18 protein-coding genes are annotated in these 21,106 nt (G+C 74.7%); 3 read left to right on the top strand and 15 right to left on the bottom strand.

Annotation, left to right across the window (positions count from 1 at the left end; all coding sequences use genetic code 11):
• Positions 1 to 53 precede the first annotated feature (53 nt).
• The 11 genes from BX266_RS33070 to BX266_RS33020 all read right to left on the bottom strand — a co-directional run bounded on the left by BX266_RS33070 (position 54) and on the right by BX266_RS33020 (position 15,141).
• Complete coding sequence (locus BX266_RS33070; protein WP_099905954.1) at positions 54 to 1,454, bottom strand: MFS transporter; 1,401 nt, start codon at positions 1,452 to 1,454, stop codon at positions 54 to 56.
• An 84-nt stretch (positions 1,455 to 1,538) separates the two neighbouring features.
• The gene (locus BX266_RS39035) at positions 1,539 to 2,210 is read right to left on the bottom strand and encodes a hypothetical protein (protein WP_180290707.1); all 672 of its coding nucleotides are present in this window, start codon (positions 2,208 to 2,210) and stop codon (positions 1,539 to 1,541) included.
• 80 nt (positions 2,211 to 2,290) lie between these two features.
• Positions 2,291 to 4,834: a SpoIIE family protein phosphatase gene (locus BX266_RS33060; RefSeq protein WP_099905952.1), complete on the bottom strand. Its 2,544-nt coding sequence runs from the start codon at positions 4,832 to 4,834 to the stop codon at positions 2,291 to 2,293.
• Positions 4,835 to 4,952: 118 nt separating this feature from the next.
• Entirely contained in the window at positions 4,953 to 5,585 is a 633-nt protein-coding gene (locus tag BX266_RS33055; RefSeq protein ID WP_099905950.1) for a TetR/AcrR family transcriptional regulator, read from the bottom strand.
• Positions 5,586 to 5,660: 75 nt separating this feature from the next.
• Positions 5,661 to 7,238, bottom strand: coding sequence for a 4-coumarate--CoA ligase family protein (locus tag BX266_RS33050; RefSeq protein ID WP_099905948.1), 1,578 nt, complete (start codon positions 7,236 to 7,238; stop codon positions 5,661 to 5,663).
• Between the two features lie 177 nt (positions 7,239 to 7,415).
• Positions 7,416 to 8,240 carry an inositol monophosphatase family protein gene (locus tag BX266_RS33045; RefSeq protein ID WP_099905946.1) on the bottom strand — a complete coding sequence of 275 codons (825 nt, stop codon included), beginning with the start codon at positions 8,238 to 8,240 and terminating at the stop codon, positions 7,416 to 7,418.
• An 89-nt stretch (positions 8,241 to 8,329) separates the two neighbouring features.
• Positions 8,330 to 8,548: a hypothetical protein gene (locus BX266_RS33040; RefSeq protein ID WP_099905944.1), complete on the bottom strand. Its 219-nt coding sequence runs from the start codon at positions 8,546 to 8,548 to the stop codon at positions 8,330 to 8,332.
• A 62-nt stretch (positions 8,549 to 8,610) separates the two neighbouring features.
• Positions 8,611 to 9,798, bottom strand: a complete 1,188-nt coding sequence (locus BX266_RS33035) for an acyl-CoA dehydrogenase family protein (RefSeq protein ID WP_099905942.1) — start codon at positions 9,796 to 9,798, stop codon at positions 8,611 to 8,613.
• Between the two features lie 36 nt (positions 9,799 to 9,834).
• Positions 9,835 to 11,784, bottom strand: coding sequence for a biotin carboxylase N-terminal domain-containing protein (locus BX266_RS33030; protein ID WP_099905940.1), 1,950 nt, complete (start codon positions 11,782 to 11,784; stop codon positions 9,835 to 9,837).
• 58 nt (positions 11,785 to 11,842) lie between these two features.
• Positions 11,843 to 13,441: an acyl-CoA carboxylase subunit beta gene (locus BX266_RS33025; RefSeq protein WP_099905938.1), complete on the bottom strand. Its 1,599-nt coding sequence runs from the start codon at positions 13,439 to 13,441 to the stop codon at positions 11,843 to 11,845.
• The gene (locus BX266_RS33020; RefSeq protein WP_099905936.1) at positions 13,438 to 15,141 is read right to left on the bottom strand and encodes an acyclic terpene utilization AtuA family protein; all 1,704 of its coding nucleotides are present in this window, start codon (positions 15,139 to 15,141) and stop codon (positions 13,438 to 13,440) included. Before BX266_RS33020 ends, BX266_RS33025 begins: the two co-directional genes overlap by 4 nt.
• Before the next feature lie 506 nt (positions 15,142 to 15,647).
• Between BX266_RS33020 and BX266_RS33015 the strand changes: the two genes are divergently transcribed.
• From BX266_RS33015 to BX266_RS33005, 3 genes are all read left to right on the top strand, one after another.
• On the top strand, positions 15,648 to 16,100 hold the full coding sequence (locus BX266_RS33015) for a hypothetical protein (protein ID WP_099905934.1): 453 nt from the start codon (positions 15,648 to 15,650) through the stop codon (positions 16,098 to 16,100).
• Positions 16,101 to 16,173: 73 nt separating this feature from the next.
• On the top strand, positions 16,174 to 16,953 hold the full coding sequence (locus tag BX266_RS33010; protein ID WP_099905932.1) for a HEAT repeat domain-containing protein: 780 nt from the start codon (positions 16,174 to 16,176) through the stop codon (positions 16,951 to 16,953).
• A gap of 194 nt (positions 16,954 to 17,147) precedes the next feature.
• Positions 17,148 to 17,501 carry a hypothetical protein gene (locus BX266_RS33005; RefSeq protein ID WP_099905930.1) on the top strand — a complete coding sequence of 118 codons (354 nt, stop codon included), beginning with the start codon at positions 17,148 to 17,150 and terminating at the stop codon, positions 17,499 to 17,501.
• A gap of 47 nt (positions 17,502 to 17,548) precedes the next feature.
• Here the strand turns inward: BX266_RS33005 and BX266_RS33000 are convergent, their stop codons facing one another.
• The 4 genes from BX266_RS33000 to BX266_RS32985 all read right to left on the bottom strand — a co-directional run bounded on the left by BX266_RS33000 (position 17,549) and on the right by BX266_RS32985 (position 20,959).
• Positions 17,549 to 17,743 (bottom strand): hypothetical protein, encoded by a 195-nt coding sequence (locus tag BX266_RS33000; RefSeq protein WP_099905928.1) that lies wholly within the window; start codon positions 17,741 to 17,743, stop codon positions 17,549 to 17,551.
• A gap of 376 nt (positions 17,744 to 18,119) precedes the next feature.
• On the bottom strand, positions 18,120 to 19,118 hold the full coding sequence (locus BX266_RS32995) for a phosphatase PAP2 family protein (protein ID WP_099905926.1): 999 nt from the start codon (positions 19,116 to 19,118) through the stop codon (positions 18,120 to 18,122).
• A 181-nt stretch (positions 19,119 to 19,299) separates the two neighbouring features.
• The gene (locus BX266_RS32990) at positions 19,300 to 19,914 is read right to left on the bottom strand and encodes an MBL fold metallo-hydrolase (RefSeq protein WP_099905924.1); all 615 of its coding nucleotides are present in this window, start codon (positions 19,912 to 19,914) and stop codon (positions 19,300 to 19,302) included.
• 4 nt (positions 19,915 to 19,918) lie between these two features.
• Complete coding sequence (locus BX266_RS32985; protein WP_218969292.1) at positions 19,919 to 20,959, bottom strand: nucleotidyl transferase AbiEii/AbiGii toxin family protein; 1,041 nt, start codon at positions 20,957 to 20,959, stop codon at positions 19,919 to 19,921.
• Positions 20,960 to 21,106: the final 147 nt, after the last annotated feature.

Here is a 21,106-nt window from a genome sequence, read left to right as displayed (position 1 = left end):
GGTGGCGCGGGTGGTGGACGATGCGCTGGGCGGCGGGCCGGGGTGACGGGGGGTCAGGTCCGCAGCGCCGCGGCCAAGGCCAGCAGCACGAAGCCGATCACCACGGCCAGGCTCAGCTGGAAGGCCGCCGGGTAGTCGGCCGGGGTGTGCAGGTGGGCGAAGAAGGTCGCGCCGACGGTGGCGATGCCCGCGGCGGAACCGATCCGCTGCGCGGTCTGCAGCACTCCCCCGGCCGACCCGGCCCGGGCGACCGGCACGTCGCTGAGGGTCAGCGCCTGGTTCGGCGAGACCACCAGGCCGCTCCCCAGGCCCGCGAGCAGCAGCGGGAGCGCGGTGGCCCAGCCGACGTACGGCCCGTTGAAAAGGTGGACGGTGAGCGCGGCCAGCGCCAGGCCGACCGCGACGGTGGCCAGGCCGACCACGATCAGCCGCCGCCCGAAACGGACCACGATCCGCCCGCCGATGGTGGAGGCGACGGCGGAGGCCAGCGCGAAGGGGGTGATGGCGAGACCGGCCTGCAGCGCGGTGTAGTGCCGACCGGACTGCAGGTACAGCGTGAAGACGAAGAACACCGCGGTGAACCCGGCGAAGTACAGCAGCGAGACCAGTGCGCCGCTGGTGAACGAGCCCGTGCCGAACAGCGCGGGGTGCACCAGCGGCTCGTGCCGCCGCGCGTACCGGCGCTCCCACTCGACGAACGCCGCCAGCAGCGCGGCGGAGCAGCCCAGCAGCAGCCACTTGCGCGGGTCGTGCCACTGCGCCTGCACCAGCGGGAGCAGCAGCAGGACGGTGCCCGCGCCGAGCAGCAGCACGCCCACGGGGTCGAAGTCCCGGCGGGAGCAGGTGTCGGGGGTGGGTGCGGGCAGCAGGCGGCGGGCGAACGGGAGGACGGCGATGCCGATCGGCAGGTTGACGTAGAACACCCACCGCCAGCCCTCGGCGGTGCCGAACGCGGCGATCAGCAGCCCGCCGAGCAGCGGGCCGACGGCGGTGGAGAAGCCGATGGTGGTGCCGAGCAGGCCGAACGCACGGGCCCGCTCGCCGCCGCGGAAGAGCTGCTGGATGAAGCCGGACACCTGCGGCACCAGCAGGCCGCCCGCCATGCCCTGCAGCAGCCGGGCGACCACCAGCCAGATCTCGTTCTGGGCGGCGCCCGCGAGCGCGCTGGTGGCGGTGAACAGGGCCAGGCCGGTGAGGAACACCGGGCGGCGGCCGATCGCGTCGCCGAGCCGGCCGGCGGGCACCAGGACCAGTCCGAAGGCCAGCGAGTAACCGGACAGCACCCACTGCAGGCCGGCCTCGGACATGTGCAGCCCGCTGCGCACGGACGGCAGGGCGACGTTGACGATCGACACGTCGAGCAGGGTCATGAACCCGGCGACCAGGCATACCGCGAGGGCCCGCCAGCGGCGCACCTCCGGGGTGGTGGCGGTGGCCGTCGTGGGCTGGGTCATCCGCGGGCTTCCTTCCGTCCGGCGTCCAGTCTCCGCGACCCGGACGCCCCCGGACGGGCGGCGCGCCGGGTCGTTGACGCGGCGTCAGGCCGCGGGCGGCAGGTCGAGGACCAGCTTGCGGGCGTCGGCGGCGGCGGGCGGGGTGGCGCCGAGGTCGGTCAGGGTGGTGATCAGCACGGCGTCGACGCCGGGCAGCCAGTTGCTGGTCTTGGACTGGACGACCACGCCGATGCTCTGCGCGGTGTTGTCGCAGACCAGCAGGGTGGGCGAGGTCCGGGTGGAGCCGAACGCGATGGTGGCGGGGTCCGCCGGGTCGGTCTGCTCGACCGAGGTGTTCAGCGAGCGCGGCCCGTCCGTCGGGGCGCAGGTGTAGGCGAGGGTGACCCGGGCCCGGCCGGGGATCTTCGGGTCGATGGCGACGCCGCCGATCGCGATGGCGGTCGCCGCGGGCGGGGCGGTGGGCTGCGGCGTGCCGGTCGGCGGGTCGGTGGGCCCGGTCGGCGTGGACCCGGACGGCGACGGGCTCGCGACGGGCGAACCGCTGGGCTCCGCGCCGGCCGAGGCGCTCGGTGCCCCGCTCGGTGCGGGGCTGGGCTCGGCGCTCGGCTCGGCGCTCGGCTCGGCACTGGTGGAACTGTCGGCCGAGGCGCCGGGCGGGTCGAGCGGCAGGCCGGCGGGCCCGGACTGCGGGGCGAGGGCGGCGGCCCCGGCGGCGAGGGCGAGCAGGCCGGCGGCGGCGAGGATGCGAACGGGCACGTCGGAGCCTTTCAGCGAGGGGTTTCTCCGACTGTCCGTCAGCTCCGCAGCCCGGGCGACCGGTCGCCGCCAGGCGGGTGTCAGCCGGACCGGTACGGCAGCTCGATCTCCGCCCAGACCACCTTGCCGTGCCGGGTCGGCCGGCTCCCCCACCGGTGGGCCAGCTCGCTGACCAGGTGGATGCCGCGCCCGCCCTCGTCCTCCTCGGCGGAGCTGCGCAGCCGGGGCGGTTGGCCGCCGGCGTCGGCGACCTCCAGGGTGAGGGTCCGGTCGCGGAACAGCCGCAGCCGGCGCGGGGCGTCGGCGTGCAGCAGGGCGTTGGTGACGAGTTCGCTGACCACGAGTTCGGCGTAGTCGATGAGCGCCGACAGGCCCCAGCTCTCCAGCGTGGTGCGGGTGAAGCGGCGGGCGCGGGCGGGCAGCGGGCCTTCGCTGGGCAGCAGCAGGGTGGCGATCCGGTCCGAGGGCACCGGCAGCACCCGGGCCATGATCATCGCGATGTCGTCCTCGGTGCCGTCGGTGACCAGCGCGGAGAGCGCGGCGTCGCAGCTCTCCTCCAGGGTCCGGCCGGGGGTGGAGAGGGTGCGGGCCAGCAGGTCGATGCCCTCGTCGAGGTCGCGTCCGCGGCGCTCGACCAGGCCGTCGGTGTAGAGCGCGAACGTGGAGCCCGCGGGCAGCGTGAACTCGGTGGACTCGAACGCGCCGCCGCCGCCGCCGACGCCGAGCGGCACGCCGGGCGGCAGGTGGACCACGTGCGGGGTGCCGTCGGGGTCGACCCGGATCGGCGGGAGGTGGCCGGCGGAGGCGATCACGAAGGTGCGGTCGACGGGGTCGTAGACGGCGCAGACGCAGGTGGCGAACTGGCCCTCGCCGATCGCCGAGGCGGTCTCGTCGAGCCGCCCGAGGACCTGCTCCGGCGGCAGGTCGAGGGTGGCCAGGGTGCGCGCGACGGTGCGCAGTTGGCCCATCGTGGCGGCGGCCCGGATGCCGTGGCCCATCACGTCGCCGACCACCAGCGCGACCCGCCCGCAGGACAGCGGCACCACGTCGAACCAGTCGCCGCCGACCTCGCTGACCACGCTGGACGGCAGGTAGCGGTGGGCGATCTCCAGGCCGAGGGTGCGGTGGATCTCCTGCGGCAGCAGGCTGCGCTGCAGGGTGAGGGCGGTCTCGCGTTCGCGGCGGTAGAGCCGGGCGTTGTCGATGGCGAGCGCGGCCCGGGCGACGAGTTCCTCGGCCAGCGAGACGTCCGCGGCGCCGAACGGCTCGGGGTTGCGGGTGCGGACGAACTCGGCGCCGCCGAGCACCATGCCGCGGGCGATCACCGGCACCAGCAGGTACGAGTGGATGCCGGCGGCCATGCCGGGGCCGACCCGGTCGGGGTCGGGGACGAGCCCGCGCAGCACCTCCTCGTCGACGTGCGGCTTGAGCAGCGGGCGGCCGGAGCGCAGGCACTGGGTGTAGACCCGGTGCGGGCCGTACTCGGTGGTCCCGCCGATCTGGTCGGCGGCGCCGGTCAGGCCGGAGCCGTACGCCTCGCCGACCGCGACGGCGCGCACCTGGATGGACTTCTCGGGCTGGATCGGCGCGGGCTCCTCGCCGCGCAGCACCGGCTCCAGCAGGTCGACGGTGGCGAAGTCGGCGAACCGCGGGATGACCGCCTCGACCAGCTCCTCGGCGGTGCGCCGCAGGTCCAGGGTGGTGCCGATGCGGGCGCTGGCGGAGGCCAGCAGGCTGAGCCGCTCCTGGGCGCGGGCGGCCCTGGCCTCGGCCTGGAACCGTTCGGTGACGTCGATGATGGAGGAGGACACGCCGAGCACCCGGCCGGTGGAGTCCTCCAGCCGGAAGTACGAGGCCGACCAGGCCCGGTCGCGGCGCGGGTCGCCGGGGACCCGGCCGTGCGAGCGGGCGTCTATCACCGGGTTGCCGGTGGTCAGCACCTGCCGCATCACGGCCTCCACCTCGGCGGCGTTGATGCCCGGCAGGACGGTGGCGATCCGGCGGCCGAGGTGCTGTTCTACGGTGAGGCCGTTGATCCGGGCGAGCGCCTCGTTCAGCCGGACGAAGCGCAGGTCGGTGTCGTAGACGGCGAGGCCGATCGGGGACTGGGTGAAGAAGCCGTCCAGCACGGCCAGGTCGGACTCCACCTCGCGCAGCGTGTGCACGTCGGAGGCGGTGGCGAGCAGCAGGGTGCGCCCGTCGGGTCCGGCGATCGGGTAGGTGTGGAACTCCAGCTCGATCGGTGAGCCGTCCCGGCGGCGGATCAGGTGGGTGCCGGACCAGCCGCGGCCGGCCACCAGTTGGCGGAACAGCTTCTCGCCGGCCTCGCGGGCCTCCTCGGGGAGCAGCAGCCGGGCGGGGTACGCGCCGATCGCCTCCTGGGCGGACCAGCCGGTGAGGGCCTCGGCCTCCTCGCTCCAGTGCAGGATCCGGCCGTCGTCCTGGACCAGGGCGGTGGCGAGCGGGACCAGGCGGTGTCCGGCCAGGCGCGCGGAAGCGGCGCCCGCCGCGTCGCGGCCGGGCGTCTGTTCGAACCCGTGCGTGCTCAGTTGGCCACCTGCCCGGTACCTTCCCCGGTTCCACCGGTCGTTCCGGCTTCCACCAGACTGCCCGGCCCGCCGCACGCTGGCGACTGGTGGTCGTGCGGGCGGTCGAACCGAAAAGGTGAGTCTCCTGGATTCCGGGCTTTCCGGGCAAGGGTGCGGTGCCGATCTGCCGGTGCCGACCTGTGCCGGTGCGGTTTCAGCTGGTCAGCGCGGCGTCCAGGAGGCGGGACCACTGGCGGACGATGCCGGCCCGGCGCGGCCCGTCGTCGGTGAGCAGGTTGGCCAGGCCGAGGCCGCGGGCCAGGTCGAGGGTGGCCTGCACGGTCTCCCGGACGCCGGTCGCCGACTCGTCCGCGCCGAGGCACTCGACGGCGGCGCGGTGCGCCTCCCGGCCGACGTGGTTCTCCAGGCTGACGATCCGTTCGCGCAGCGGGTCCTCGGTGGCGGCGGCGACCCACAGGTGCAGGGCGGCGCGGAACAGCGGGCCGGTGTAGAGGCGGACGATCGCCTCCACCACGGCCTGGGTGCGGGCGGGGCCTGGCGGCGGCAGCTGGGCGACGTCGGCGAGGACGACGGCCAGCCGTTCCGCGGCGACGTGTTCGACGGCGGCGGTGAACAGGTCCTCGCGGGTGCGGAAGTGGTGCTGGGCGGCGCCGCGGGTGACGCCGGCCCGCTCGGCGACCACCAGCACCGTGGAGCCGTTCCAGCCGACCTCGGCCAGGCACTCCACCGCCGCCTCCAGCAGCCGCCGCCGGGTGGCGCGGCTGCGGTCCTGCTGGGGGGTGCGGGCGGCGGGGGCGCCGGGGGTGCGGGCCGTGCTGGTCGTCATCGGCGGCTCCTGCTCGACTGCCGGGCCGGTGTGTCCGGGCCCGGGTTCCGATCCTATGCACGGCCCGCCCGGCGGTTACCGCCCCGTCGCGCGGTCCCGCAGTTCGCGGCGGAGGATCTTGCCGCTGGCGGACTTCGGCACCGCCTCCAGGAACTCCACCTCGCGCACCTTCTTGTACGGGGCGACCCGCCTGGCCACGTACTCGATCACCTCCTGCTCGGCGAGCTCGCAGCCGAACGCGGGCACCACGAACGCCTTGGGGCGCTCGGTGCCGTCCCGGTCGGTGACGCCGATGACGGCGGCGTCGGCGATGCTCGGGTGGGTGAGCAGCAGGGCCTCCAGTTCGGCGGGGGCGACCTGGTAGCCCTTGTACTTGATCAGTTCCTTGACCCGGTCGACCACGTACAGGTAGCCCTCGGCGTCGACGTGGCCGACGTCGCCGGTGTGCAGCCAGCCGTCCGGGTCGATGATCGCGGCGGTCTCGGAGTCCCGGCCGAAGTAGCCCTTCATCACCTGCGGGCCGCGGAACAGCAGTTCGCCGTCCTCGCCCGGGCCGAGGTCGCGCCCCGGGTCGTCCAGCGCGACCACCCGCAGTTCGGTGCCGGGGACCAGCCGGCCGACGGTGCCGACCGGCGGGTTCGGGTCGTTCGGCGGGACGACGTGGGTGACCGGGGACAGCTCGGTCATGCCGTAGCCCTGCAGCAGGTGCGGCAGGCCGAGGCGGCGGGCGCAGGCGGCGGCGAGTTCGGCGTCCAGCGGGGCGGCGGCGCTCAGCACGTGGCGGACCGAGGACAGGTCGTAGCGGTCCACCACCGGGTGCTTGGCCAGCGCCAGCACGATCGGCGGGGCCACGTAGACCGCCTCGATCCGGTGCTCCTGAATGGCCGTCAGGAACTGCTCCAGGTCGAACCGGGGCAGCACCACCACGGTGGAGCGGGCCCGCAGCGGGCGGTTGAGCAGGGCGGTGAGGCCGTAGATGTGGAAGAACGGCAGCACGGCCAGGATGCGTTCGCCGGGGCGGGGGCCGAGCAGGGCGTCGACCTGGGCGAGGTTGGTGGACACCGAGCGGTGGGTGAGCATCACGCCCTTGGGCAGGCCGGTGGTGCCGCTGGAGTAGGGCAGCACGGCCAGGTCGGCGGCCGGGTCGAGCGCGAGCGCGGGCTCCGGGGCGGAACTCGCGGCCAGGTCGAGCAGCGAGCGGTGGCCCTCGGCGCCGTCGCAGACGAATATCTCGGCCACCGGGTGCGCGGCGGCGGCCTGCCGGGCGACCGGCAGGAACGCCGAGACGGTGACGATCCAGCGGGCCCCGGAGTCGCGCAACTGGCCGGCCAGCTCCTCCGCGGTGGCCAGCGAGCTGACCGGGGTGACGGTGGCGCCCGCGCGGGTCGCGCCGTAGAACGCCAATGGGTAGGCGAGGGTGTTGGGGCTGAACAGCGCCACCACGTCGCCCTTGGCGACGCCCGCCTCGGCCAGCCCCGCGGCGACCCGCCGGGTGCCGGCGTCCAGCTCCCGGTAGCTGACGCTCCGTCCGGTGATCCCGTCGATCAGTGCGGGGCGGTCGGCGTCCTCGCCGTGGCTGCAGCCGCCGAGGACGGCCTCGTGGATCGGCAGGTCGAGCGCGGCAACTGTCGGGTAGTCGCTGTGGAACACCATGCGGGGCCTCCGGGCGGCTCGGCGAACGGGGGTGGCGGTGCTGCTGTCCCGCGGTGGTGCTTCGCGGGGCGGTGGCGTTGCCCTGTGGTGCGGGGCTACGCGGGGCAGGACGGGGCTTCGTGGTGCTGACCAAGGGTGCCGGTGGTGGGGTGTCGTCCACCAGGGCGCGTGACGGGCTTACCGGGGTACGGCCGGGCTGGCCTGACGGGTGATCAGGTCGAGCAGGCGGGCGTGGGTGGCGGGGTCGGCGGCGGCGATCAGGCCGCCTTCGGCGCTGTGCACGGGGCGCCCGCGCAGGTCGGTGACGGTGCAACCGGCCGCCTCGCAGAGTGCGATGCCGGCGGCGAAGTGGACGCTGTCGGCGAGGTGGCCGTCCGTCAGGTAGGCGGCGCGGCGGCCGGCCGCGACCCAGGCGACGGCGAGCGTGGTGGACACCACGCGGGGGCGGAAGGCCGCCTCGAAGTCCGGGTCGGTCAGCAGCCGGGCGACCCGCAGGGCGGGGGCGTTCGGGTAGGGCGGGTCGAGGTTGAGGTCCACCAGAGCGGACTCGGCGCTCGGCGCCAGCGGGGTGTCCGCGCCAGCGTGGCGGAGGTGGGCACGGGCGCCGTCCGTCCAGTACGTCTCACCGGTGTACGGGTCCGCGGTGGCGGCGGCGGTGATCCGGCCGGCCTCGCGGAGCGCGACGTTGACGCCGACCAGGTGGGTGCCGACCGCGTAGTTGAGCGTTCCGCACAGCGGGTCGATCAGCCAGCGGCGGCGCGCGTCGGCGGCGCCGGTGCGGCCGCTCTCCTCGGCGGTGAACGCGTCGCCGGGGCGGGCGGCGCGGAGCACGTCGAGGATGACCTGCTCCGCGACGAGGTCGGCGGTGGTGGCGAAGTCGCCGCCGCCCTTGTGGTGGCGCTCGGCGGTCGTCCAGGGCCGGCCGCGGACGGCCCGGGCGCCGGCTTCGGCGGCACGGAGCGCAAGTTCGGCGTCCCCGCCTGCCGTGTTCATGATCGTCATGGCGGTCGAGCGTACGCGGTCCGAACCCCGCCGCGCAGGCGATCCGCGCCGCCGGGCAGCCGCCTGACGGCAGGTCGGGCGTCGGGGCCTCAGCCGGAGCGGCCGCAGCCGGTGGACGTGCGGTCGGTGCCGGTGTGCAGCCCGCCCGGGGCGGGGGCCCGGTGCCGGGACCGGCTCGCGGTGGCGTGGGGGCGGCGGGGCCGCGGGCGCGGGCGGCCGGGGTCGAACGGGTCGGCGCGGGCGGCGTTGGGCGCCGCCTGCTCGTCGATCAGGTCCGGCGGGGCGGGAAGGTCGATAGGGGTGGACATTACGGCCGTCCGTCATCGCGATCCCTCGCTCGTTCCGGTGGTCGAACGGGTCGGCGCCCCGGTCAGTAGGAGCGCGGCAGGCCGAGGGTGTGCTGGGCGACGTAGTTGAGGATCATCTCCCGGCTGACGGGCGCGACCCGGCCGACCCGGGTGGCGGTGATCAGCGCGGCGAGGCCGTACTCCTGGGTGAGGCCGTTGCCGCCGAGGGTCTGCACGGCCTGGTCGACGGCCCGGCAGGAGGCTTCGCCGGCCGCGTACTTGGCCATGTTGGCGGCCTCGCCCGCGGCCAGGTCGTCGCCCGCGTCGTACAGGTGGGCGGCCTTCTGGGTCATCAGGCGGGCGAGTTCGACCTCGATGGCGCACTGGGCGAGCGGGTGGGCGATGCCCTGGTGGGCGCCGATCGGGCGGTCCCAGACAGTGCGGGTGCGGGCGTAGTCCACGGCCGTGTCGAGGGCGTACCGGGCGATGCCGAGGGTGAAGGCCGCGGTCATGATCCGCTCGGGGTTGAGGCCCGCGAAGAGTTGCAGCAGTCCGGCGTCCTCGTCGCCGACGAGGGCGTCGGCGGGCAGCCGGACGTCGTCCAGGAAGACCTGGAACTGCTTCTCGGGGGCGGTGAGTTCCATCGGGATGGGGCGGTACTCGAAGCCGGGGGTGTCGCGCGGGACGACGAACAGGGCGGGCTTGAGTCTGCCGGTGCGGGCGTCCTCGGTGCGGCCGACGAACAGCACGGCGTCGGCGTGGTCGATGCCGGAGATGAAGACCTTGCGGCCGCTGAGCAGCCAGTCCTGGCCGTCGCGGCGGGCGACGGTGCCGATCCGGTGCGAGTTGGAGCCGGCGTCGGGTTCGGTGATGCCGAAGGCCACCACCCGGGTCCCGTCGGCGAGCCCGGGCAGCCAGCGCTGCTTCTGCTCGTCGGTGCCGAACCGGGAGATGACGGTGCCGCAGATCGCCGGGGAGACGATCAGCATCAGCAGCGGGCTGCCGGCCGCCCCCAATTCCTCCAGCACGATCGCGAGTTCGGTGATGCCCGCGCCCCCACCGCCGTACTCGGCCGGGAGGTTGACCCCGAGGTAGCCCAACTTGGCTGCCTCGGACCAGAGTTCTTCGACGGGCTGGCCGGCCCGGGCCTTGCGCTGGAAGTACGCGCGGCCGTAGCGGCGGCCGAGGGCGGCGACGGCTTCGCGCAGGGCGCGGCGGTCCTCGGTCTCGATCAGCGGGGAGGCGGCGAGGGTGGTGCGCGGTGCGGACATGAGGGTGGTCCTTCCGTGCTGGAGAGGGGATGGCGCTCAGGGGGCGGTCTCGGTGGCCTCGACCACCGCGAGGACGGCGCCGGTCTCGACCTGGACGCCGACCTCGGCGTGCAGGGTGCTGAGGGTGCCGTCGGCGGGGGCGGTGACCTGGTGTTCCATCTTCATCGCCTCCAGCCAGAGCAGGGGTTGGCCCGCGCTGACCCGCTCGCCGGGGCGGGCGGCGATCCGGATCACCGTGCCGGGCATCGGGGCGAGCAGCGTGCCGGGGGCGAGCGCGGCGGCCGGGTCGGGGAAGCGGTCGAGGGCGGTCAGGGTGTGGTGCTCGGTGGGGCCGTCGACGAACACCTGCGCGCCGTACCGGGCGATCCGGTAGCGGCGGCGCAGGCCGCCCACCGTGAGTTCCACCAAGTCGTCTTCGTGGAGCAGGAGTTGGACACCGGGGTGGTCGTCGGCGCGCAGGCCGTCGCGAGTGAGGCGGTAGCGGACGTCGAGTTCGGCGCCGTCGGCGGTGCGGTAGCGCTTGATCTGCGGCTGGGAGGGCAGGTTGCGCCAGCCGGCGGGGACTCCGCGCAGGGCGGTGCGGTGAGCGGCCGCGTCCGCGAGGGCGGCGGCGAGTGCGGCCAGGGGCGCGGACTTGCCGTCGGAGGCGGCGAGTTCGGCGGCGTGCTCGGTGAGGAAGGCGGTGTGGACGGCGCCGTCCAGGAAGGCGGGGTGGCGCAGTGCGCGGACCAGCAGGTCGCGGTTGGTGGCGGGGCCGTGCAGGCGGGCGCGGGCCAGGGCGTCGGCCAGCCGGCGGGCGGCGGCGGCCCGGGTGGGCGCCCAGGCGATGACCTTGGCGAGCATCGCGTCGTAGTGCACGGTGACCTGGTCGCCGTCGCCCGCGCCGGCGTCCAGACGCAGCCCGGCGGGCGCCGGATCGGTGTCGAACTCGACGTCCACGCCGGGGAGTTCGAGGCGGTGCAGGGTGCCGGTGGCGGGCTGCCAGTCGCGGGCCGGGTCCTCGGCGTACAGCCGGGCCTCGATTGCGCAGCCGCGGCTCGGCGGCGGGTCGGCGGGGAGCTGTTCGCCTTCGGCGACGGCGAGTTGGAGGGCGACCAGGTCGAGTCCGGTGAGGCATTCGGTGACGGGGTGTTCGACCTGCAGGCGGGTGTTCATCTCCAGGAAGGCGAGTCGGCCGTCCGGGGCGAGCAGGAACTCGGCGGTGCCGGCGCCCCGGTAGCCGATGGCGCGGGCGGCGTCGGTGGCGGCGGTGTGCAGGCGGGCCCGCAGCTCGGCAGCCAGCCCGGGGGCGGGGGCCTCCTCGACGACCTTCTGGTGGCGGCGCTGCAGCGAGCAGTCGCGGTCGCCGACGGCCCACACGGTCCCGTGCGCGTCGGCGAGCAGTTGCACCTCCAGGTGGCGACCGGTGGGCAGGTAGGGCTCGCAGAAGACCTCGTCGTCGCCGAACGCGGCGGCCGCCTCGGCGCGGGCGGCGGCCAGCGCGGCGGGCAGGTCGGCGAGGGTGCGCACCACCCGCATGCCGCGCCCGCCGCCGCCCGCGGCCGCTTTGACCAGCAGCGGCAGGTCGGCTTCGGTGGGCCGGTCGCCGACGGTGAGGACGGGGACGCCGGCCGCGGCCATCAGGCGCTTGGCGGCGGTCTTGGAGCCCATCGCGGCGATCGCCTCGGGCGGCGGACCGACCCAGGTCAGTCCGGCGGCCAGCACGGCGCGGGCGAACTCGGCACTCTCGGACAGGAATCCGTAGCCGGGGTGGACGGCGTCCGCCCCCGCGTCGAGGGCGGCGCGGATCAGCAGGTCGGCGCGCAGGTAGGTGTCGGCGGGGACGGCGCCGGGCAGCCGGACGGCGGTGTCGGCCTCGCGGACGTGCCGGGCGTCGGCGTCCGGGTCGGAGTGCACGGCGACGGTGGCGATGCCGAGGGTGCGGCAGGTGCGGAAGATCCGGCGGGCGATCTCGCCGCGGTTGGCCACCAGCAGAGAGGTGATCATCCGTCAGTTTCGCTTTCTCGATGGTGAGTTGATGCGATTCCGGGGCATCGCTGGAGCGTCACATCCGGAAGACGCCGTAGCCGCGGGCGCCCTCCACCGGGGCGTTGTGGATCGCCGACAGGCACAGCCCGAGGACGGTGCGGGTGTCCCGCGGGTCGATCACTCCGTCGTCGTAGAGCCGGCCGGAGAGGAACACCGGCAGCGACTCGGCCTCGATCTGCTGCTCGACCATGGCGCGGATCGCCGCGTCGGCGTCCTCGTCGTACGGCTGGCCCTTCGCGGCGGCGGACTGGCGGGCCACGATGGAGAGCACGCCGGCGAGTTGCTGCGGTCCCATCACGGCGGACTTGGCGCTCGGCCACGCGAACAGGAAGCGCGGGTCGTAGGCCCGCCCGCACATGCCGTAGTGCCCCGCCCCGTAGGAGGCGCCCATCAGCACCGAGAGGTGCGGGACAGTGCTGTTCGCCACCGCGTTGATCATCATCGCGCCGTGCTTGATGATGCCGCCCTGCTCGTAGTCCCGGCCGACCATGTAGCCGGTGGTGTTGTGCAGGAACAGCAGCGGAACGTCGCGCTGGTTGGCGAGTTGGATGAACTGCGCGGCCTTCTGCGACTCGCCGCTGAACAGCACGCCCTGGGCGTTGGCGAGGATGCCGACCGGGTACCCGTGCACCGAGGCCCAACCGGTGGCCAGGCTGCTGCCGTAGAGCGGCTTGAACTCGTCGAAGTCGGAGCCGTCGGCGATCCTGGCGATCACTTCGCGCGGGTCGAACGGGGCCTTCAGGTCCCCGGGCACGATGCCCAGCAGCTCGTCCTCCGGGTACTTCGGCGGCTCGTACCGACTGCTCGGCAAGGGACCGGACTTGCGCCGGTTCAACCGGTGCACCACCCGGCGGGCCAGCCGCAGCGCGTCCGGTTCGTCCAGGGCCAGGTGATCGGCCAGACCGGAGGTCCGGGCATGCATCTCGGCGCCGCCGAGCGACTCGTCGTCGGACTCCTCCCCGGTGGCCATCTTCACCAGCGGCGGGCCGCCGAGGAACACCTTGGCCCGCTCCTTCACCATGATCACGTGGTCGGACATGCCCGGCACGTACGCCCCGCCGGCCGTGGAATTGCCGAACACCACGGCCACGGTGGGGATTCCGGCCGCCGACAGCCGGGTGAGGTCGCGGAACAGCGCGCCGCCCGGGATGAAGATCTCCTTCTGGCTGGGCAGGTCGGCGCCGCCGGACTCGACCAGGTTGACCAGCGGGAGCCGGTTGCGCAGCGCGATCTCGTTGGCCCGCAGCGCCTTGCGCAGCGTCCACGGGTTCGAGGAACCGCCGCGCACCGTCGGGTCGTTGGCCGTGATCACGCACTCGGTGCCGGCGATCGTGCCGATGCCGGTGACCAGCGCCGCCCCGACCGGGTACTCGCTCCCCCAGGCGGCCAGCGGCGACAGTTCCAGGAACGCCGAGTCCGGGTCGAGCAGCAGCTCGATCCGCTCCCGGGCCAGCAGCTTGCCCCGACCGCGGTGCCGCTCCACGTACTTGGGCCCGCCGCCGGCCAGGGCCTTGGCGTGCTCGGTGTCCAGGGCGGCGAGCTTCGCCAGCATCGCCTCGCGGTTGGCGGCGTACCCGGCCGCGCCGGTGTCCAGCCGGGTGGGCAGTACGGTCACAGCAGGGCCTCCGGGATGTCGAGCCGGCGCGAGCGCAGCCACTCCCCCAGCGCCTTCGCCTGGGGGTCGAACCTGGCCTGGGCGGCGACGCCTTCGCCGAGCAGGCCGCGAATGGTGAAGTTGACCGCGCGCAGGTTCGGCAGCAGATGCCGCTCCACCGTCAACTCGGCGGTCTCCGGCAGCAGTTCGCGGAGCCGCTCGACGGTGAGGGTGTGCGCGAGCCAGCGCCAGCCGGGCTCGCTGCGGGCCCACACGCCGAGGTTCGCGTCGCCGCCCTTGTCGCCGCTGCGGGCCCCGGCGACCAGGCCGAGCGGGACGCGGCGGGTCGGGCCCGGATCGGGGGCGGGCGGCAGCTCCGGCATTGCCACCGCCGCCCGGGGTCCCGGCTCGGGTACTGCCGGGACGGCCAGCTGCTCACCCGACGGCAGGTGGGCGATCTGCTCGACCGCCTTGGCGTCCAACTCCCTTGCCTCGAACACCCCGTAGGGGGCCGGCTTGCCGGGCGGCGCGGTCAGGTGGAAGCCCGGGTAGCCGGCCAGGCCGAGTTCGACCGCGGCGGCGGTGAGGGCGCGCCCGACCGGCTGCTCCCGCGAGTCGCGGGCGGTCAGCCGGAGCAGGGCGCTGGCCGCCTCCTCGGTGTCGGCGTCCGGGTGGTCGGTGCGGGCCAGCGTCCACCGCAGCTCGGCGGGCGGATCGGGCAGCGCACGCGTCAACTGCCGTTGCACCAGCGCCGCCTTCGCCTCGATGTCGAGGCCGGTGAGGACGAACACCAACTCGTTCCGGTACCCGCCGAGCCGGTTCAGCCCGACCTTCAGGGTGGCGGGCGGGGCCTCGCCGCGCACGCCGCCGATCCGCACCCGGTCCGGGCCCTGCTGGGTGAGCGTCGCGGTGTCCAGGCGGGCCGTGACGTCCGGTCCGAGGTACCGCGGTCCGCCCGTCTCGTACAGGAGTTGGGCGGTGACGGTCTCCACCGTGACGGCCCCACCCGTGCCCGGGTGCTTGGTGATCACGCTGCTGCCGTCGGCGTGCAGCTCCGCGATCGGGAACCCCGGATGGTCGATGTCGTGCTCGGCGAAGAACGCGTAGTTCCCGCCGGTCGCCTGCGCCCCGCACTCCAGCGCGTGCCCGGCCACCACCGCTCCGGCCAGCGCGTCCAGATCGGTGGGCGTCCACCCGTAGTGCGCGATGCCCGGCCCTACCACCAGCGCGGCATCGGTGACCCGCCCGGTGACCACCACGTCCGCGCCCCCGCGCAGGCACTCGGCGATGCCGAACGCGCCCAGGTACGCATTGGCCGCCAGCAGCGGTCGACCGTCCCGGCCACTGCCCGTCCAGCCGAACTCCGCCGCCCGGGGCAGCAGTTCGTCGCCCGTGAGGTAGCCGATCCGGGCGCTGACCCCCTGGCGTTCGGCGACCTCGCCGAGTACCTCGGCCAGTCGGCCCGGGTTGAGCCCGCCCGCGTTGACCACGATCCGCACGCCGCGGTCGACCGCCTCCGCGAGACACTCCTCGGCCTGCCGCAGGAACGTCCGCGCATAGCCCAGCCCCGGATCCCGGAGGCGGTCCCGAGCCAGGATCAGCATGGTCAGCTCGGCCAGGTAGTCCCCGGTCAGCACATCCAGCGGGCCGCCGGTGAGCATCTCGCGGAACGCCGCGAACCGGTCCCCGTAGAACCCCGAAGCATTGCCGATCCGCAGCACGGCGCCTCCCCAACTCCGCTGCCCGCCCCAGCCGTTCGAACCCCGAAGGCTCGAAGCGGTTCCGGTCGGGACCGAGCGTCGCACCGGAGCGACAACAAATCAAGCACGCGTGCTTGTTTTTCTCCCCGAGGCACCCGCCCCGTCGGGCTGCTCCTGACACCCGGTCAACGTCTGCGGATCGGAGTCCCTGGGATGACGTCGGGCTCGATGCCGAGGGCGAGCACCTCGCCGCTCACTGCTTCCACGAACCCTCGGCGGGCCGGATCCGGCGCGCCGAACTTCCGGCGGTGCGGCTGCCCCCGAAGGGGACGGTGAGCACCGGCCGGGCGGCTTGGTCGCCGAGGGTGTCGTACAGGGCGTCGGTGTCTGCCCCGTCCGCCCGGAAGCCTGGCCGTTCCGGTGGCGGTTCTCCCGCCGCCTGCGGTCGGGCGGGTAGCCCTCGATCAGCGTGGGGCCGGCCTGCCAGGGGGACCGGCGGTGTCGGTGGGCGGTGGCAGGATCCGGGCATGGGTGTTCTCTTCGGGTACTTCGTCGCCGCCGATGACGCGGATGCGGCACGCGCCGTCGTCCGGGACGACGACGAGCCCAGTGGCGCGGGCTATGACGAGCTGGTGGCGAAGGGCCTCGACCCGTTCATCCAACTGGCGCGCGCCGACGAGCTGTTGACGGGCCGGACGGCGGCCGAGGTCCGGGCGGACGGGCGCAGCGGCTCGCTGGTGGCCATGGTCGGCGACGGCGAGGTGGTGGCGGTGTCGCTCACCGACGCCCTGCGGGACGCGCTCGCGCGGTGCGAGGAGGCGGCGTTGGCGGTGGTGGCGGCCGAGTGGGCCGCCACGGCGGAGGTCTTCGACCCGCCGGCCGACGCGGAGCACCTCGCGGACTTCCTGTCCGAGTTGAAGGCGCTGGCCGGGCGGGCCGTCCGCCGGGGTGCGCGGCTCTACTGCTGGATGTGTCTCTGACTGATCGTCAGCAGGGTTGACGGCCACGGGAAATCCCGTTTCCGGGGCAGGGGCCCGGGCGGACACTGGGGCCATGCTCGGATTCGTGCGGACCGACGACGAAGCCCTCGTGTCGTACCTGGGCGACCCGCAGCGCTCCGTGGCCGCCTACCGGGCGCTGATGCGGCGCGGGGAGGAGGCGCTGGGCGCCATCCGGGGCGGCCTGTCGCACGGGAACCCGGGTGTCCGCGAGGGCTGCTGCCGCTTGCCGCACCATCTGGTCGACCCCGAGTCCATGGGGCAGCTCGTCGCGATGGCCGACGACCCCGACGCCGGGGTCAGGATCGCGGCGTTCCACGCGCTGGCCTGCGACCGGTGCAAGGGCGACACCTGCGCCCCGGGAGCGGGCCGGGTGCTGGAACCGGCGCTGCGGCACCTGGCCGCGGATCCTGACGCCCAGGTCCGGTCACGGGCCGCGGAACTCGTCGGCAAGTTCGTCCACACCGATGCGCGCGCCGTCGCGGCGCTGGAGGCCGCCCGTGTCCGGGACCCGAGCGCGGCCGTCCGGAAGAAGGCAGGCTGGCACGCGCCCGGCGGGACCCATCCACCGACGGACCGCCCCCGCGCGCGGCCGGCTGACGGGGCCGCCGGTAGCCTCCGGCCCGCGACTCCGCCGCTGCCCCGCCGAACAGCGGACGGCCGTCTACCGCTTGAGCACCTCGCCGCTTCCGGAGAGCCGGGGCCCGGGGAGGACCGGGGCGCGGAGGCGTGGGAACCGGCGGAAGCCGCCCTGCGGCTTCGGGGCGGGAACGGGACGGCGGGAGGGCCGGCGGTCTCGGCGGCGAGGGCTCCCTCCACGCCCGGCAGCGCGTGACGGATCGAGCCCGCCCGACGCCTCAGGCCGTCCTGACGGACCGTCGGGTCACGGCCGGAGGTCGTGGCCCGGCGCCGTACCTGTCTCCCGACGGCCCGTCAGTGGTCGTGGCGCGGCCGCCGGGTCCGAGTCCGACGGGCCCCGGTGCGGGGACTGTCGGTGGGGTGGGGCATGCTCCACGCATGCTTCACGCGATGACCGAGCGGGGACTGTCGATCCGGGATCCGGGGCCGGCGGCCCTGGGTGGGCTGGTGGCGAACCTGCAGCGCGGCGACTCCTTCGTGATCGTCGAGCGGTTCGGTCCCGGCGAGCCGGCGGGTGACTGGTACGTGCGGGTGGGGCTGCGCGAGGGCGGCGGCTACCAGGTGGAGTGCCGGGACGGCGTGGCGGCGGAGCACTACCGGGCGTCGACGGCGTCGGCGGCGCAGGCGGCGGCCGCGCTGGTGGGCTGGGCCGCGGGGCGGGCGGGCTGGCGGGCGGAGTTCGAGTGGAGCAGGGTCGGGCACTGCTCCACGGACACCCGGGCGACCGCGCCGCCGGCGGGATGACCCGCCCCCACGACAGAGCCGGGCCGCCGGCCCGGGCCGAGCGGGCGTCAGAGCAGCCAGAGGCCGATGCCCGCGACCAGGATGCCGGCGGCGATCAGCAGCGGGCCGAGCAGGTGGTCGCGGGGGCGGTCGGTGCCCGGGCGGATCCGGACGGTGGAGGCCAGACCGAGGCCGGAGAGCAGGACGCCGAGCGGGGTGAGGATCGCCCAGAGGGCGGGTGCGGCGGTGTGGCCGGAGATCATCGGGCCGTCGGCGGGGCGGCGGGTCGGGGGCGCCCGCCGGGCGCTGACGGTGTGCGGGGTTCGGCCATGGTGGGTCCTCCTGCTGGGTTCCGCACGACGCTACCGGGGTGCGGAACAAGACTCCGCCACGGATTGGCAAAGCCTTCACCGCGCGGGCCCGTCGGGGCTGGGGCTACCGCCGGTGACGGTCCGTCAGCTTCACCCGGGCGGCCCACCAGCAGGAATGGGCACGCCCGGAATTCCCAGCGAACGTCCAGGGAGTTCCCTGGATGCTCCCAGCGAGCCGCCGGAGCGCCCAGGAAGCGGAAACGGCCCCGGTCCGGCACCACCCTGCCGGACCGGGGCCGGGGCCCGCGGGGGTTCGTAGGTCCGGTGGTCAGCCCACCGGGACGGGCGCTTCGGCGGCGGCGGTGGCGGCCGTCCGCCGGGCCTCGCGCGCGGCCGCGCGACGGGCCACGAGCCGGTTGACCAGGGTGACCATCGCCCAGGCGTAGGCCCAGCCGACCAGGATGTCGATGATGAAGTGCTCGGCGCCGTAGACCAGCGTGAAGGCCATCGCCAGGGGGTACGCGGCGAGCAGCACGCGCAGGGTGCGGCCGGCCTTCGGCCAGAACACCAGGGCGGTCATCATCGGGTAGGCGGCGTGCAGCGAGGGCATCGCGGCGACGTCGTTGGCGAACCGGCTGCCGTTCTCGAAGATGGTGCCGGCCCGGTGGAGGCCGCTGTTGTCGAGGACGGTGGCGACGATCCGGTTGACGGCGGGCAGGTGTCCCTCGAGGGCGGCCAGCCACGGCGGGTCGGCGGGGAACAGGACGTACGTGACGAAGCCGATCGCGGTGATCGCCAGGTAGCAGGAGAGGAAGTGCCGGAACCGGTCCCGGTTGCGCTTCCACAGCACCGCGAGGATCAGGAACACCGCGAAGAAGTGCGACATGTAGACGGTGACGGCGGCGTAGTCGTACCACTGCGGGTCGCCGGGGTGGTAGAGCCAGTGCTGGAGGCGCACCGTCCAGGTCTCGCCGAAGCCGAGCACCTTGTCGAAGGCGATCTGCGGGGCGTAGTGGGGCCGCCAGGGGGTGTGCGAGCCGTAGCCGCGCAGCAGGGAGTACGTCCAGACCACGGCCATCACCGGGACCCAGTCGCGCAGGACCGACAGCCAGCCCTTGCGCCCGCCGCTGTGCACGGAGGCGGCGACCAGTGCGGCGATCAGCCAGAGGAAGACGACGTCGTTCGCGTACGGCAGTCCGTAGACCGCGAGGTAGCGCCAGAAGGCCACGGCGAACAGCGGCCAGGCGAGGTGGCGGAGTCTGAGTCGGGCCAGCATGAGGTGCGCCAGGGAGCGTGACCGGGCTGCCAGGTGGGACGAGTCGATCATGCGACACGAAGCTAGCAAGGGCGTCTTGGAGATTCCTCATGCCGCGCGCCGGGGTTCCCAGAGACTTCACAGCCGACACACGGACGGGTGCCAGGCACGGCCACCTGGACCAATTCTCCACATTAATAATCGTCGGTCACTGATCCGGCCCCCGGACGACGGCCGGTCTGGGCCGGGCAGGTCAGGGCAGGTCGACGGACTTCCCGAGGGCGATCCGGGCGAAGCGGGTGTCCGCCTCCTCGCCGAGCCAGCCGTCGAAGTTGGCCATGCCGATCTCGCTGAGGTTGGCGTCGTGGATCGGGAAGGTGTGTTCGGGCCGGACGGCCCGCACCATCTCGATCGCCGCGCGCAGGCTCAGCCAGGGCCCGGAGGCGGGCAGCAGCAGGGCGCGGACATCCTCCTCCGGCCGGTGCAGTGCGTCGCCCGGGTGGTAGACGCCCTCGACCAGGAAGCCGAGGTTCGCGCAGTTCGGGTACCCGTCGATGGTCTCGGCGTGCCGGCCGCCGACCGCGCGGACCTCGAAGCCGCCGGCGGTGAAGCGGTCCCCCACCGCGACGGCCTCCCCGCCGAGTTCCGCCGCCAGATCGGCGTGCGTGTAGACCTGCAGCTCCGGGTCGGCCGCGCGGGCCGCCGCCAACAGGTCCTCGTCCACGTGGTCCGCGTGCTCGTGGGTGAACAGCACGGCCCGGACGCCGTGGAACGCCTCGGGCGCCGTCCAGCAGCCGGGGTCGATCAGCACCGAGCGGTCGCCGTCCTCGATCCGGACGCAGGCGTGCGCATACTTGGTCAGACGCATCCGCTCAACGTATCGGCCCGGGGACCGCGGCCGCCTCCGGTTTTCCGCCGCCCCGGCCGTCCGGTTCCTGAAGGGCCGCCAGGGCGGCCTGAAGGTCCGTCAGGGCGGCGTGCAGGCGGGCCAGCCAGTCGGGGGCGGTGCCGCGGATGCCGGGGTTCGCGGCGAGCAACTCGGCCCAATCGGCGGGCCGGACGGTGAGCCCGGCCAGGTGCAGGGTGCCCGGATGGCCGGGCTCGCGGGTGAGCACGCGGCGCAGCAGGGCCGGGCGGAGGGTGCCGGCGCAGAGCTCGGCGAGCAGCACGGCGTCGTACAGGTCCTTGGCGCGGGCGCGGTCGCCGTCGGCGTGCAGCCAGAGCAGCTTCCAGGCCAGCGACAGCTCCGGGCTCGCCGTGCGCACCACGCTCGCGCCGGAGCGGTCGCCGCGCGGGACGGCCGTCCGGACGGGTGCTTCGGGCAGTCGCTCGTCGCGCGCGAAGTCGACCGTCACCACCCCGGAGCGCGGGCCGTCCGGGCCGTCGGCGGTCCAGCGGAGCGAGACCCGGACGCCGGGCCGGCCGTCGTCGTCGGCGTAGACCCAGCTGCCGGCGTCCTCGACCGAGTCGGCGTCGAGACGGACTCCGGGCGCGGCCTGCGGGTGCCGGCGGACGAGTTCACGCAGCATCAGGTGCGGCCCCTCGTCCTCGGGTTCGGCCGCCGGCACCCATTGCAGGCCCTCGGGCGGGACGTGGACGCGGATGCCTCCGGTGTCGAACTCCTCGAACGTCCAGATCTCGTAGGCCCCCGCGCCGTCCGCGACCTCCGGCCACTGCTGGACGGCCGCCGGGTCGGGCAGGTACGGGTACGGGTCGAGGCCGTCGATCGGGACCAGGGTGGACGGCGGCACCACCCAGTCCAGGTCGGCGGGCTCCCGGGCGGCCGACCCCACCCAGGCGGGCATCACCATGCTGCCGCGCAGCACCAGCGTCTCGGCCCACGGGGAGTCGGCGATCAGCGCGAGCAGGTGGTCGAGCACGGCGCGCCGGATCCGGTGCGGGTCGCTCTCCACGGGCTGACCTCCTTGCGTTCTCGTGCAGCCGGCCGAAGGTGCGCGGTGAGCGTAGCCGGGCCGACCGACAGGCGGACGGCCGGCGGACAGGCGGGCAGCGGGGCTGACCGGGAGGCGGGCGGCGGGCCGGTGGTGGGGCGCGCGCGG

This window comes from Streptomyces sp. TLI_171 (genome assembly GCF_003610255.1).
Classification (GTDB): domain Bacteria; phylum Actinomycetota; class Actinomycetes; order Streptomycetales; family Streptomycetaceae; genus Kitasatospora.
Note: the sequence above shows the minus strand (reverse complement) of the source record. Positions and strands in the feature narration are given on the sequence as shown.